This is a genomic window from Prochlorococcus marinus (assembly GCF_001180245.1).
In the GTDB taxonomy this organism is placed as follows: domain Bacteria; phylum Cyanobacteriota; class Cyanobacteriia; order PCC-6307; family Cyanobiaceae; genus Prochlorococcus_A; species Prochlorococcus_A marinus_F.
On the sequence record NZ_CVSV01000045.1, the window covers coordinates 15,656 to 31,286 of the forward strand.

Annotated in this window: 11 protein-coding genes; 7 read left to right on the forward strand and 4 right to left on the reverse strand. The window is 31.1% G+C overall.

The features are described 5' to 3' along the window. Positions 1–2 precede the first annotated feature (2 nt). The 6 genes from cbiD to mrdA all read left to right on the forward strand — a co-directional run bounded on the left by cbiD (position 3) and on the right by mrdA (position 6,695). Positions 3–1,115: a cobalt-precorrin-5B (C(1))-methyltransferase CbiD gene (cbiD, locus tag AMO19_RS01560; protein WP_075507061.1), complete on the forward strand. Its 1,113-nt coding sequence runs from the start codon at positions 3–5 to the stop codon at positions 1,113–1,115. Between the two features lie 55 nt (positions 1,116–1,170). Next, positions 1,171–2,757, forward strand: a complete 1,587-nt coding sequence (gene guaA / locus AMO19_RS01565; protein ID WP_075507062.1) for a glutamine-hydrolyzing GMP synthase — start codon at positions 1,171–1,173, stop codon at positions 2,755–2,757. Between the two features lie 483 nt (positions 2,758–3,240). Then, positions 3,241–3,954 (forward strand): PD-(D/E)XK nuclease family protein, encoded by a 714-nt coding sequence (locus AMO19_RS01570; protein ID WP_075507063.1) that lies wholly within the window; start codon positions 3,241–3,243, stop codon positions 3,952–3,954. 80 nt (positions 3,955–4,034) lie between these two features. Further along, positions 4,035–4,643: a hypothetical protein gene (locus tag AMO19_RS01575; RefSeq protein ID WP_075507064.1), complete on the forward strand. Its 609-nt coding sequence runs from the start codon at positions 4,035–4,037 to the stop codon at positions 4,641–4,643. A gap of 107 nt (positions 4,644–4,750) precedes the next feature. Continuing rightward, positions 4,751–4,894: a hypothetical protein gene (locus tag AMO19_RS08390; protein WP_179850471.1), complete on the forward strand. Its 144-nt coding sequence runs from the start codon at positions 4,751–4,753 to the stop codon at positions 4,892–4,894. 10 nt (positions 4,895–4,904) lie between these two features. Continuing rightward, complete coding sequence (mrdA, locus tag AMO19_RS01580) at positions 4,905–6,695, forward strand: penicillin-binding protein 2 (protein WP_075507065.1); 1,791 nt, start codon at positions 4,905–4,907, stop codon at positions 6,693–6,695. A gap of 22 nt (positions 6,696–6,717) precedes the next feature. Here the strand turns inward: mrdA and AMO19_RS01585 are convergent, their stop codons facing one another. The 3 genes from AMO19_RS01585 to AMO19_RS01595 are packed head-to-tail and all read right to left on the reverse strand — an operon-like array spanning position 6,718 to position 10,854. Next, positions 6,718–7,242: an NAD(P)H-dependent oxidoreductase gene (locus AMO19_RS01585; protein WP_075507066.1), complete on the reverse strand. Its 525-nt coding sequence runs from the start codon at positions 7,240–7,242 to the stop codon at positions 6,718–6,720. Positions 7,243–7,259: 17 nt separating this feature from the next. Beyond that, positions 7,260–9,062, reverse strand: coding sequence for a diflavin flavoprotein (locus tag AMO19_RS01590; protein WP_075507067.1), 1,803 nt, complete (start codon positions 9,060–9,062; stop codon positions 7,260–7,262). Between the two features lie 16 nt (positions 9,063–9,078). After that, the gene (locus AMO19_RS01595) at positions 9,079–10,854 is read right to left on the reverse strand and encodes a diflavin flavoprotein (RefSeq protein WP_075507068.1); all 1,776 of its coding nucleotides are present in this window, start codon (positions 10,852–10,854) and stop codon (positions 9,079–9,081) included. 119 nt (positions 10,855–10,973) lie between these two features. Between AMO19_RS01595 and alaS the strand changes: the two genes are divergently transcribed. Further along, positions 10,974–13,634, forward strand: a complete 2,661-nt coding sequence (alaS, locus tag AMO19_RS01600; RefSeq protein ID WP_075507069.1) for an alanine--tRNA ligase — start codon at positions 10,974–10,976, stop codon at positions 13,632–13,634. Here the strand turns inward: alaS and speA are convergent. Then, complete coding sequence (gene speA / locus AMO19_RS01605) at positions 13,619–15,565, reverse strand: biosynthetic arginine decarboxylase (protein ID WP_075507070.1); 1,947 nt, start codon at positions 15,563–15,565, stop codon at positions 13,619–13,621. The genes alaS and speA overlap by 16 nt on opposite strands. Between the last annotated feature and the right edge of the window lie 66 nt (positions 15,566–15,631).

Sequence of the window (15,631 nt, forward strand, 5' to 3'; positions counted from 1 at the left end):
ATTTGAAAAAAGGATTTTCTTTACCTTTGTGGGTTGCTGGAGCTGCTAGGTCAGCATTAAAAAAACTAGTAGGGTTACCATTTAATAATTATGAACTAATAAAAATTCCTAATGAAACAAAAGAAATAAAAATCGAGATTCATTCTGTTGGTTTACTTAAAGATAACTCGCATGCTTTAGGAATCACCTTTGCAAAGTCCGGCTTAGATCTTGATATTACACAAAACTTAGAAATATGGACAATAGCCTCTTTAGAAAAAATTCCTTTAAATAATTCTGTTCAAACAATTCCAATAAATATTATTGCAGGACCTGGGGTTGGTATAAAAAAAGAAACATCAGAGATATGTATTTCTGATTTCGCAAAAGAAGTTATAAATAAAAATTTATTAGATATTATACCCGAAGGCTTTAATTTGAAATTAAAAATTATTTTTCCAAATGGAGAGTTTTTAGCTGAGAGAACAAGTAATAAGTCATTTGGTATCGTTGATGGATTATCTATTATTGGAACTTCTGCTGAGACTTATTCGAGTGCTTCACCTGATCAATTGGAAGAGGCTAAAGCTAATCTAGCAAAATTAATTCAAAATAATTTTAAAGGGAAAGTTGTTTTTGTTATTGGTGAAAATGGGTTAAATTTGGCAAAAACTCATAATGTTGATTTACCAATTATCAAAATTGGAAATTGGATAGGCCCATTGTTAGTTGATGCCGCAATAAAAAAAGTTAAAACTGTAATTCTTTTTGGCTATCATGGAAAACTAATTAAGTTAGCAGGTGGTATTTTTCATACGCATAATCATTTAGCTGATGCAAGAATTGAGATTCTTGTTTATTTAGCTGTCCAAGAAAAGTTGCCACTTGAAATAATAGTTAAATTATCTGAGTTAAATACTCTTGAGGATGGATTATTACTCCTTGAACGATTTAATAAATCTTTAGCTGATAAATTGTTTGAGAATCTATCAAATACGATAGAAAAACGTTCTTTTGCTTATGTAAATAGGTATGTAAAAACGGATATGGAAATCGCATCAATCATTTTTGATAGAAAAAGAGAAATTAGGTGGGCTGGAAATTATGGTAATAATTATTTTTCTTATTTTAAGTGAGATTAATTTTGTCATTCATTATGCTTTTGTAAATAAATTGAGCTAACTTTTATACATGAGTCAAATTCTCTTAAAAAAAGAACGAGATCCGTCAATATTGATCTTAGATTTCGGATCTCAATATTCTGAATTGATCGCAAGAAGAATTAGAGAAACGAACGTTTTTTCTCTTGTAGTCAGTAACTCTATTTCAATTGAGGATATTAATGAAATTAATCCAAAGGGGATCATTTTGAGTGGAGGCCCAAATTCTGTTTATGAACAAAATGCTCCTAAATGTGATGAAAAAATTTTTAATTTAGGAATTCCCATTCTTGGCATATGCTATGGAATGCAATTAATGGTCAAAGAACTTGGAGGATCTGTTATTTCAGCCTCTAAAAAAGCTGAATATGGTAGAGCGCCAATTAATATAGATCGAAAATCTGACCTCCTTACTGATGTAGAAGATAAATCTATTATGTGGATGAGTCATGGCGATTCAATTAATTGTCTGCCTGATGGATTTAATAAAATTGCTCATACTGAGAACACACTTCATGCAGCAATTTCAAATGATGTAAAGAAATTATATGGCGTACAATTTCATCCTGAAGTTATTCATTCAGAATTTGGGATGACGGTAATTAAAAATTTTGTTTATAAAATTTCTTGCTGTGCTGCTGATTGGACAACCGAAACCTATATAGAGGAAACTATTCCTAGGATAAGAGAGCAAGTTGGTAATAAAAAAGTTTTGCTTGCTTTGTCTGGAGGAGTTGATTCCTCAACTCTTGCTTTTCTTCTTAATAAAGCAATAGGAAATCAGCTTACATGCATGTTTATAGACCAAGGATTCATGAGAAAAGGTGAACCAGAATTTTTAATGAATTTTTTTGATAAGAAATTTCACATAAAAGTGGAATATATAAACGCAAGGGAAAGGTTTATTGCCAAATTAAAAGGAATTACTGATCCAGAACAAAAAAGGAAAATTATAGGCGAAGAATTTATTAGGGTTTTTGAAGAAGAAAGCAATAGATTGGGGCCTTTTCAGTATTTAGCTCAAGGTACTCTTTATCCAGATGTTATTGAAAGTGCTGGTACTAATATTGATCCTAAGACTGGTGAAAGAATAGCTGTAAAAATAAAGAGTCATCATAACGTGGGTGGACTTCCAAAAGATTTACAATTTAAATTAGTTGAGCCATTAAGAAAACTTTTTAAGGATGAAGTTCGAAAATTAGGAGCTGCTTTAGGTCTGCCTGATGAAATAATAAAAAGGCATCCATTCCCAGGTCCAGGATTAGCTATAAGAATTTTGGGAGAGGTCAATAATGAAAAACTTGATTGTTTAAGAGATGCAGATTGGATAGTAAGAGACGAAATTAAAAAAGCAGGTATTTACAATGATATTTGGCAAGCATTTGCAGTATTGCTACCTGTTAAAACTGTAGGAGTTATGGGAGATAAAAGGACTTATGCATGGCCAATAGTTTTACGTTGCGTATCTAGTGAAGATGGTATGACGGCAGATTGGTCAAAAATTCCTTTTCAGATTTTGGAGAGGATTGCAAATAGAATCGTAAACGAAGTAAGTTCAGTTAATAGAGTTGTTTATGATATTACGAGCAAACCTCCTGGAACGATTGAGTGGGAGTAGTTTCTAGGGGTTAAATTTTCCTGACTAATAATTATTAGTTTATGGCGTATTCTCAAATTTCACAAACATTTTATATATCGCTTTTCAAGTTTTAAGTACCTTGGTGTTTATATCTGCCCATCCTACTTATTTAGGTTTTTATGGAATGGTTTCTTCTCGTGTTCTTTATACTCTTGAAGCGACCATTTAGTTAGTGATTTGTTATGTCGTTTAGCAATATAATCCAACAATTCTGTGCGTCACATCTTATAAATAGATTGATTGCTATGGGCATGAAGTTGAGTTCAATTTAATAAAAGAATAAAAGTATACTTCCTGAAAAGAGGTTTCACATTAAATTTATATTTCTTTAAACTCAATGATACCAATGGGTTTTAAGGATCAAAATTAGATGTTACTATTGAGTGAAACTAAGCCTTCAAATTCTTAAAAATTGAAAGTTTTTATTTAACCAAGAAATTTTTAAATGACATTTAAAATGTAATGCACGATATTATTAAATTAAGTCGATCTACAGTTGAGAAATATATTAGTTGCCCAAGATGTTGTGTATTGGACAAAAAATATCAAATAAAACCGCCATCATTACCATTTACCTTAAATATAGCTGTAGATAATTTATGTAAAAATGAATTTGATTATTATAGAAAAATTCAGGAGCCGCATCCATTATTTATTGAATATGGAATTGATGCTGTGCCTTTCAAGCACAAAGATTTAGAATGTTGGAGAAGTAATTTTCAAGGGATAAGATATAGGTCAATCGAATACAACTATGACTTTGGTGGAGCTGTAGATGATATTTGGCAGAAAAAAAATGGTGATCTTATTATCGTTGATGTAAAGGCAACATCTAGAAATAATTTTGATTGGGTTGAGACTTTTAATAAATACGAATATGCAAAAGCTTATAAAAGACAGTTAGAAATGTATCAGTGGTTGTTTAAAAAAAACGGTTTTCAAGTGGCTAAAGAAGCTTATCTTTTATATTTTAATGGCAAGAAAAATCAAAAGTTTTTTAATAACCAATTAAATTTTGACGTACATCTAATTAAATTAGATTGTTCTACTTCATGGGTAGAAAATAAGATAATTGATACAGTAAATTTATTACGTTCGGATAATTTCCCCAAACCCTCATTAAATTGTGAATACTGTAATTATTTAAAGAAGCGTTGGCAGTTGTCGATAAATTAATATTAATGGGATAACTTTTTATATTTATGGAAAAATAGTGAATAAAAGATAATCTTTAATTAGATTATTAATTTAGACTTTTGATAAAATCGAAAAATCCTGAAAGAAAGATTACTAATCATCTACAACAAGATGTAGTCAAGGTATCTGGTAAAACAATTTTTATTAATCCTTTTTTATATTGGCGAAGATTCGATGAAAATACTCACAGATGGCTTAAAGAACCTGGTCAAATGTCAGAGGGTCAAATCTCACCAAACAGAAACCGTTTTTATCCAGAAATAGAGTGGGCTGATTTGAGTCATGAGCAAAAGCTCATAAAAGATGCAACTGTTGAGATGTTTTTAAAAACTCTTGAATTGATAAGCACATTTCATCCATATCTTAGTGCTGGACAATTATTTGAAGTGGAGAGAAAAATGACGATTATTAAAAAGATTCCTTTCGAAAAGTGGGTTACAAAATCTTTCGCCAAAAAAGCGAGATTGCTAGAAAACGAAAAAAGAAAATTCCAAAGAGAAAGATTTTATAGTAGCTGGAGGGAGTGGTTCAGTCTAGAAAATACTCAACAAGCCATTTTGCCGTTAATCGTCACGATATTTATTTCTTCATTTATTGGATGGTCTTTAGGGATTTCAAAGAATAGTTGTAATCCTTATTTTGAACAAAATATAGAACAATTAAATTAATTTCTTTTTGATCTTTTTAAGTATTTAAGTAAATAAAATTTTGAAAAAATAAATTTATTATTTAGAATTCTATTAATTGAAATATTTACTTAAAAAGTAAAAGTTTTATGAGTGAAAATTTAAATTTCAATAATATTGAAAACGATGACTTTAATCCTATCAATGAAGATAGTGATTATAAAGATTTAATAAATAGACTTAATGAGATAAAATCAACCATCGCTTCAATAGAAAAAACAATATCTAAATAAATCTATATTTTTGATAAAAACAAGTCCTAACAAAAAACTTATTTCATTAAAGAGACAACCTTTAGTCTTACTTATTTTTTCCTCCGTATCATTTTTATTGATTCTATGTAGGTTAATTTTTTTACAACTTTTAAATTATGAATCTTTCAAGAAGATGTCAGATGAGAATAGGATCAGACTTATTGCCTCACAGCCAATACGTGGAAGAATACTAGACAAAAATGGTTATGTTTTAGCAGATAGTAGAGTTAAATATTCTTTGATAATAAAGCCTCAATCTGTTAATAAAAGCAATTGGGAAAAACAAAAATCAAGTATTTCTAACTTGTTAAATATTGATAGTAATGAAATTCAAAAAAAATACTCTGATGGTCTAAAAAATCAGAAACTTTCAGTAATTATTCTTGATGATTTAAATGTAGATCAATTAATAAAATTTAAGGAGAATGAAGGTAATTTAATTAGTTTTGAAATAGCTACCAAATTAATTAGAAATTATCCTTATAAATCCCTTGCTGCTCATGTAATTGGTTATACTCAGCCAATTACTCAATTAGAATATAAATTTTTATCTAAGAAAGGTTATAAATTAAATGATTTAATCGGTAGAACTGGAATTGAATATGTTTACGAAGATTTTATAAGAGGTGAATGGGGTGGAGAAATGGTTGAAGTTAATTCATTAGGAAAATTTCAAAGATCATTGGGTATAAGACCTCCATTACAAGGTAATGATATTGAACTTACAATCGACCTTAAATTGCAATTAGTTGCGGAGGAAGTTCTTCAAGATAAAAAAGCTGGAGCCATAATAGTAATGGATCCAAGAGATGGTGCAATAAGAGCAATGACAAGTAAACCTACATTTGATTTAAATTTTTTCTCAAAGGATTTTAAACCTGAGAAAGAATATAATAAACTTTTTAATTCTCCTGAAAAACCGTTATTTAATAGAGCATTAAATGCCTACGATCCAGGAAGCGTTTGGAAAATTGTAACTGCTTTAGCTGGCTTGGAAAGTGGAAAATTCCCTAGAGAAACCATGTTAGAAACGAAACCATGTATAACTTATGGGAGCCAATGTTTTAGAGAGCATAATGATTTAGGCTTTGGGGTAATAGGTTATGAAGATGCTTTAAGAGTTTCGAGTAATACATTTTTTTATCAAGTAGGTTATGGAGTAGGAGTTGATGAAATTCATAAGGTCTCTCGAAAGCTTGGTTTTAATTCTCTATCTGGAGTTGAAATTTCTGAACAAGAAAATATAGGATTAGTAGCTAGTAGTGAATGGGCTAAAAAAGGCAGAGGATGGGGGCAACCAGGAAGAACTCCTTGGGTTCCAGAAGATATTGCGAGTATGTCTATTGGACAATTTGTTGTACAAGTTACTCCTATTCAAATAGCTAGAGCATATGCTGCAATTGCAAATGGTGGATATCTAGTTACTCCTTATTTAGTTAAAAAAGATGGAGAAAATCTTTCAGATAAAAAACGTATTCCAATTGACATTGATCCACAAAATCTTCAATTAATAAAAAGTGGGCTTAGAAAAGTAGTTGAGTCTGGCACAGGAGTATCAATTAATTATGGAGTTTCAAATTTACCTCCAGTTTCAGGCAAAACTGGAACTGCTGAAGATGGTGAAGGTGGATTGGATCACGCTTGGTTTGTTTGTTTTACTCCCTCTGAAAAAAGTGAATTACTAGTAGTTGCTTTTGCACAAAATACTCCTGGTGGGGGATCTGTTCATGCACTGCCTATGGCAAGAGAAATTTTGAAAGTTTGGAATGAAAAAAAATGAAATTTTGTTAGGTTTTAAATGTTTATGTTTTTAATTTTTTCATTTGTAAAAGTCTTTGAATAATATCTTCAATAGTTTTTGAATCTATAGGTTTACTATATGAGGACAAAAGTTGTCGCCCTAATACTTGACTTCCTAAATGTACTAATTGAATGCGCAATGATGTCAGTAGTTCTAACCCTATGCCACCAGAAAATGTTGCAATTGCAATCGGTTGACCATTAAATAAATTTCTAAAGTCATCTCCAGAAATAGAAAGCCATGCTATAAAGTTGGATAGAATGGGAGGTATGGATCCATTATATTCAGGCGCACAGATCACCCACCTTTCAATCTGGAAAAGCTTCTTTTTTAATTCTTTTATTTCATTTGGAATATTTTCTTTGCTGTGAATTCTTGGATTAAATAATGGAATATCGAGAGTGGTAAGATCTAAAATTTCAGAACTTATTTTAAGTTCATTACTCTTTTCAAGAAATTTTCCAGAAAGTTCCAGATTTTTACCACAACTAGCCGAAATTATTATTAGATTCTTTTTCTCAGTCATAAATTAGATAAATAAATTTAATAGTTAGCACCTGTTTTGCGGTGATGAACTGCCGTTAGACTATCTGATTTTAGTATATTACCGTGTAGTACTTCGGCGTAAATTACCCAATGATCTCCACATTCCATTCTCTCTTTTACAGAAGCATCTAACCATGCTAGCGATTCAGGAATGATTATCTGCTCGTTAGGAGTTAATTCAATATTTATTCCTTCAAATCTATCTTCTCCAGGTGCAAATGGCTTTGTGAATCTTTTCAAAGGTTCTTTAAAATCTTTTTCACTAAGAATATTTAAAGCGAATGAATCTCCTATTTGCAGTAGAGACTCTACCGATCTATCTTTTGCTACTGCAATACTCAACCCGGGCGGAGAAAAACTTGCTTGACTAACCCAAGATGCAAGCATAGCTCCTTTGATATTATTCTCATCTTTCCCTTTAGAGGCTGTCAGGACACAAAGTGAACCAATCACTCTTCCAAGAGCTTGCAGCTTTGGATCTGTTTTGCTCGTAATCATTCCAGTATCCGATTTTCTGGGTTTTTTCTTTGCTTTTTTTAAAATTTTTCTTCCAAAGTGAGTTCCTATTTCTTCTAACTCTTTAATCTTTGGTTTGTTTGGACTGAATTTAATTCTTATAGGGTCAAAACTAAACTTAAAACCACCGTCTTTTAATTTTGTTTCAAGTAAATCTATAGCTTCGCCGCTCCATCCAAAACTGCCAAAAATTCCCACTGGCTTATCTCTATTACCCTCTGCTAACAATGTTCCTAGTGCACTAACAATTGGAGTTGGGGCGTGACCCCCTAATGTGGGTGAGCCTATTAAATATCCATCAGCATTTTGGATAGATTTTACTAGAACATCATTAGGTGTAAATTCACAATTAATACTTTCAACTTCTACAGAAGTTCTATTTATCCCTTTAGCCAATGCATCACCAATTGAGGCTGTATTTCCATAAGCACTTGCATATATCAGAGCGATCTTAGGATTATTTGTTGAGAAATTCTCTCCCCATCTAATATAGTCATTTAAAAAGCTTTTTAAGCTGTATTCGATCGCAGGACCATGTAAGGGTGCGATAGTTTTAATGTCATAATCTGCAATTTTTTCAGTTATTGATATTACTTGATTAGACATTGGTGCTATCAAGCAATCATAAAAATGTTTTCTATCAATTTCAGTACTAACTCGATTTGTTTCAGACCAATCTTTAGATGCAATATGTGCAGAGAAAATTTTTTCACTAAGAAGTATTTCTTGATTATGTTCATAAATTATCAGGCCACCAGGCCAACGTGCTGTTGGAATAGGAATTAAATCTAGTGAAATGTTATCTAATTCTAAATTAAGTTCTTTTTTGATTATCTTTACTTCAGGTAATTGAATTTCAATAAAGTTTTCTAGGGTAGGATTTCTTTGATTCCAAAGTTCGCTAATAAGTTTATAACCTGGATTAGAGCAAGTAATAGTTGTGTTTTGATATTGGGTACTTATATTTTTTATAGTTTCAATAATTTGGGGATTAATATGACCAGAAATGAAGTTGATTTTATCTACTTTAAATTGATCGCAAAATTTAGAAATTACATTATTAAATGAATTTAAATATTGTTTCTCAGGTGGATGAATAATAAAAAGTTCCTCATTACTTCTAATGAAAAAAGTATTAAATGAAGTTCCTTTTTCAAGGTTAAATTCAAGTTCAAATCTTGCTTTATTTTGGTCTAAGAATCTTACACAAGAAAAATTTTCGGTAATTTCAAATTCTGATAATTTTTGATTTTCTGCAAGTAAGCCTATATTAATATCTGACATTTTAGAGACTTATTTTTTAATAGTGATTAGCAACTTTTCTGTGATGAACTGCTGTCTTGCATGATAAGTCAGAAACATTACCATTTTCAACAATTCCGTAAATTATCCAATGGTCTGGAGTCTCTAACCTGGAACTGACTTTACAATCTAAAAAGGCGAGTGAATCTGAAAGAACTGGTCCTCCTTCAGCTATGTTGCTAATTACATCTACATCGGCAAATCTATCAGCTCCAGGGGCAAATCTTTTTAAAAAATGTCTGAACATTTTTTGATAGTTATCTTCTCTCAGAATATTCACAACAAAACCTTCCCCAACTTGCATATATGATTCAATAGCTCTATCTTTTGCTACTGCAACTGTAATACCTGGTGGAGAAAAGCTTGCTTGACTAACCCAACTTGCGACCATTGCACTTTGTCTAAATGTAGAACCTTCCCCTTGGCTCGCTGTAACTACATATAGTCCACCACTTAATCTGCCTAACGCTTTATCTAAATTTGAATCAAGGCTCTTCATAGAGGCAATATTCTTCTTTTTATTGATCAATTGACCCAAGTCAGTTCCAGCCTCTTCGAATTCTTGATAAACAATGGGATCTGGAATATTTTTAACTCTTAAGGGAGAGAAAGCTTCTTTTTGACCAAGTTCTCTTAATTTATTTGCTAAGGAATCTATTGGTTCATCATTTCCACCAAATGCATCATAAACTGCAGTAAATTGTTTTGGTTTTAGTGCTGCGAATAAAGTACCAAGAGATTCTTTTAATTCATTATCAGAGTCTACTGGCCATGTAGGTATTACTACTGCTTTTGATTCGGAAATTAAACTTGCTAATTCTTGCGGGTCAGAAGATCTTAAATCAATTAACTGAACCTGAGCATCTGCTTTGCTTATTCCATGAGATATCGCTTGACTTAGTCGATCACAATAACCATAGTCGCTTATGTAGCACACTGACACAAAATCATTGCCTTTGCTTTTATTACTACTCCATTCTAGATATTTTCCTTTCCAGAAATTGACCTGATTATGTAGCAAAGGCCCATGACCAACAGCTATTGTTTTTAATTCAGGTAGCTTATCTATTCTTTTAATTGCCTGCATAACGCTTCTAGCGTTTGGACCCATAAGGCAGTCGTAATAAAAACGGAAATCATCGTATATTTCTTTTTGATCAGTGTCAAAAAATTCGTCAGAACAATAATGAAGTCCAAATGCATCGCATGTATAGAGAACATTTGTGCTGTGATCATATGAGAATATGGTATCCGGCCAATGTAAATTTGGTGCACTTATAAATTCAATTTTATGTTCTAAACCGCTATTAGGATTAGTTCCGAGATTTAAAAACTCGCCACTCTTAACCTCTAGACGTTTAAAGGGAATATGTATTTGGTCTTCAATAAATTTAAGCGCTAATTTTGATCCAACTACTGTAATATTTTGGTTTAATTCTAAAAGATTACCTATTAAACCAGAATGATCAGGTTCTGTATGGCTAGTAATTAAATAATCAACTTCTTGCGGATTAACCTTTTTCAGTAATTCTTCAAACCATAATCGTTCGAACTTTGCGTGACTAGTATCAATAATTGCTAGTTTCTCGCCTTTAATAATAAAACTATTGTAAGTAGTCCCATTTCTTAAACCAAATTCAATATCAAATCTACTGCGATCCCAATCCAAAGATCTTATGGCACAAGAATCATCAGCAAAGTTTTGAGATTGAACCGTCAACTTGTTATTATTTTGTGCCAATTTAGAATTACTTGTCTGGGCAGAGGCTATCATAGAATAATTAGCTTTATAAATTAACTTTAGTTATATAGAATATAAATTCGCGTGATTATTTTTGCGAAATAACCGAAATTACGCTTTTCTTTAATTTTTAATCTTCTTATTCTGGATAAATGACATCTCAACTAATTAAAAAAATAGTTACTGGAGATGAGATAAGAAATGCTTTTTTAAAATTTTACAGTGAAAAATTACATAAAATCATTCCAAGTGCATCTTTGATTCCAGATGACCCTACGGTTATGCTCACAATTGCTGGAATGCTACCTTTTAAACCAGTTTTTTTAGGTTTAAAAGAAAGACCATCAAAAAGGGCTACATCTAGCCAAAAGTGTATCAGAACAAACGATATAGAAAACGTTGGAGTTACAGCTAGACACCATACTTTTTTTGAAATGCTTGGTAATTTCTCTTTTGGAGATTATTTTAAACGAGAGGCTATTCAATGGGCCTGGGAATTAGTTACTAATATTTATCAACTTTCTGTTGAAAATATAATTGTGAGTGTTTTTCACGAAGACGAAGAGTCTGCAAAAATTTGGAGAGACGAAATTGGTATTCATCCAGATAGGATAGTGAAACTAGGAGAGGAAGATAATTTTTGGTCATCTGGCAAAACAGGTCCATGCGGACCTTGTTCAGAACTTTATTATGATTTTTATCCTGAAAAAGGTCTGCAGAATATTGATTTAGAAGATGGAGATCGATTTATTGAATTTTATAATCTTGTCTTTATGCAATATAATCGTGATCCTAATGGAAAATTGACAGATTTAAAATTTAAAAATATTGATACAGGAATGGGTCTTGAAAGGATGGCTCAAATACTACAAAAAAAGCAAAATAATTATGAGACAGATTTAATTTTTCCTATCATTCAAAAAATTTGTGAGATTGCAAATATTGATTATTTTTCTTCAGATGATAAAAACAAAATTTCTTTAAAAATCATTGGTGATCATACAAGAGCTGTTATTCATTTAATTTCTGATGGAGTAGCAGCAAGTAATCTCGGCAGGGGATATATATTAAGAAGGCTCATTAGAAGAATGGTCAGACATGGGAGATTATTAGGTATAACAAATGAATTTTTAACTAATATTGCTACTGTCGGGATCAATCTAATGCAAAATAATTATCCTGATTTAAAAAATAATAATGATTTAATTTTGAATGAAATAAAAATTGAAGAAATAAGATTTAGGGAAACTCTTGAAAGAGGAGAGAAATTGCTAGATGAGATAATTTCTTCAGGTCAGAAATTAATTTCTGGTGTTAAAGCTTTTGAACTTTATGATACTTATGGATTTCCTCTAGAACTTACTGTAGAAATTGCTGAAGAAAATAGTATCGGTGTAGATGTAAAGGGTTTTGAAGAAGAAATGAATGCACAAAAAGAGAGAGCTAAAGCTGCTTCAAGTAATATTGATTTGACATTAGAGGGATCATTAGAGCGAGAAATAGATCTTTTTAACAAAACTGTTTTTAATGGTTATAATTCTCTTCTTTCGGAAGCTGAAATAAAGGGTATATTCCTGGATTCAACATTAGTTAAGCAAGCAAGTGAAGGTCAGAAAGTTTTAATTGTTCTTGATCAGACAACTTTTTATGGAGAATCTGGTGGGCAAGTTGGTGATATTGGAACGATATTTTCAAAAGATGTAGAGGTCTTGGTTGATAATGTTATGCGAAAGAAAAATGTTTTTTTACATTATGGAACGATAAAAAGAGGAATATTAACTATTGGACAAAAAGTTAAGACTAATGTTAGTCCCTCTAATAGAGCTAAGGCTTCTGCAAATCATACAGCTACTCACTTATTACAATCTGCACTTAAATCAGTTGTCAATGAAAGCGTTGGACAAAAAGGTTCATTAGTAGCTTTTAATAAATTACGATTTGACTTTAATTCCTCTAGTCCTATCTCTAAAGATCAAATTTCTAAGATTGAGACTTTAGTTAACTCATGGATTATAGAAAATTATGCCCTAGAAATAAAACATATGTCTAAGAGTGAGGCTCTTGAAAAGGGGGCAGTCGCCATGTTTGGAGAAAAATATGATGATGAAGTGCGCGTTGTTAACGTGCCAGGAGTTTCAATGGAACTTTGTGGTGGCACACATGTTAAAACGACATCCGAATTAGGTTCTTTCAAAATAATTAGTGAGGAAGGAATCTCTGCTGGAGTCAGAAGAATCGAAGCATTATCAGGCCAATCAGCATTAGACTATTTCAGTGATAGAAATGCTTTAGTAAATCAACTAAGTGATTTGTTAAAAGCAAATCCTAATCAACTTTTTGAAAGGGTTAATAATTTGCAAGCAGAGCTTACTAATAAGAATAAAGAGATACAAAAAATGAAAGATGAAATTGCATTTTTTAAATATTCTTCTATAAAATCATCCGCAGAAATAGTAAATTCTTTTTCAATTTTAGTTAATCAGATTGATGGCTTAGATGGGAATTCTTTGCAATCTGCAGCACTCAATTTAACTTCTTATTTGGGAAATAAAGCAATAGTGATTCTTGGGGGAATACCAAATCCAGAAAATAGAAAGTTGTTATTTGTAGTTTCTTTAGGTGATGATGTAGTAAAAATAGGATTGCATGCAGGTAAATTAATTAATGAGATTGCAAAAATTTGTTCGGGAGGTGGAGGAGGAAGGCCTAATTTTGCTCAAGCAGGTGCTAAAGATATTGATAAGTTAACTGATGCTCTAGATTATGCTAAAAATTACTTGCAAAAAACATTAGATAGTCATTCTGATAAATAACTACTTTTTCTGAGACTAATTTCGATTTGATCCATTAATTTCCTTGCTTCTTCAATAGTTAATTTTTTTTGATCAATTGCTGATTCAGTATTAATTCTTATAGATTCAACCAAAGAAGCTGAACTGTAATCTAATAATTGTAAAATTTCAGATTTACTGTCCTCTTTAATAATATTTTTGACCTTATATGAATCATCTTGATTTATGTCTATATGAACAACGTTTGTACTGCCAAATAAATTGTGCAAGTTTCCTAATGCTTCTTGATAAGCTCCAGTCATAAAAATTCCAATTAGATAATCTTTACCTTCCTCTGGCTTATGTAAATTTAGTAATGATTTAATTTTTCCATCATTAATAAAATTATTTAGTTTCCCATCTGAATCACAAGTTAAATCTGCAAAGTTACCTTTGCAGAACGGCTCCTCTAAGTGCCGATGTATTGGCATTATTGGAAAAATCTGATTTATTGCCCAGCTATCGGGAATAGATTTAAAGATAGATAAATTTGCATAATAAGTTGACGCAAGAGTTTCTGTAATTTCAGATAAATCAGGGTGATTGATTTCATCATTATTCAGGTTATTAGAAATTTCTTTTGCACAAGCCCAAGTAAGTTCTTCGGCATAAGCTCTTTCGGCCAAACTTAAAAATCCTAATCTAAAAGCGACTAAGCAATCTTCTTTAAACTTTTTTGCATCATTCCATAGTTCAATTATTTGAGATAAATTTATTTTTTTATTTTTAAGTTTTTTTAATTCATAGAATGTTTCAAGTAAATTTGAAATTATTAATTTTTGATTTGTTTTATTAAAAATTTGTAGCTTGGAACTTACATGGCTTGTTCCTAAGACATTAAAAATTAAAACTGAACAATGACTAATTATTGCTCTTCCACTTTCTGAGATTATGGTCGGATGCTTGATCTTATTTAATTCACATGAGTCCTTAATAGTTGCAATTACATCGTTAGCATAATTTTGAAGAGAATAATTAGTAGAGGTGTTTGAGGAGGTTTTAGTCCCATCAAAATCTATCCCTAATCCTCCCCCAACGTCGATATATTGCATTGGGGCTCCTAGTTTGCAAAGTTCAACATATATTTGACTCGCTTCTTGTAATGCGTCTTTGATAACAGCAATATCACTTATTTGACTGCCGATATGAAAATGGAGTAATTTCATTTCATTGATTAGATTTGCTTCTTTTAGGTCTTCTATTGTCAACATAATTTCTGGGATTGATAAGCCAAATTTGGAATTATCCCCAATAGATTTACTCCACCTACCACTACTTTTACTTGATAACTTTGCTCTAATTCCTATCAATGGAGTCGCGTTAAGTTCTTGAACTGCTTGAATAATTCTTTTTACCTCATCTCGTTGTTCAATAACTATTATTGGATTTTTGCCGAGTTTTCTGGCCAAAGTAGCAATCTGAATATATTTTTTATCTTTATATCCGTTGCATATTAATAATGAATTTTGGTTTTCAAGAAGTGCAAGGCCAATTAATAGTTCTGATTTACTTCCTACTTCTAAACCAAAATTCCATTGGCTACCAAACTCTATTATCTTTTCTAGGACATTTTTCTGTTGATTACATTTGACAGGAAAAACGCCTTGATAAATATTTTTATATTTATAGGTTTTTATTGCTTTTAAAAAAGATTCATGTAATGCATTTATGCGATCTTTCAAGATATCATTAAATCTTATGATCAATGGAGGATTTATTTCTCTACTCTTAAGTTCTTTGACAAGCTTAAAAAGATCAATCTTATTTTCAGATTTTATATCTTTAGTGACTGATATGTTTCCTTTGGAATTTATAGAAAAATATTTATCTCCCCATTTATCTATGTTATAAGTCGAAATACTATCTTCAATAGTCCAAATATTCTTTAATTTTTTAGGCTCAAAATTGGTCAATTTATGTCTTAGTGATTAATAAATGTTTTTGAAAATAACTCAAAACAATATCTTTTATTTTAATGA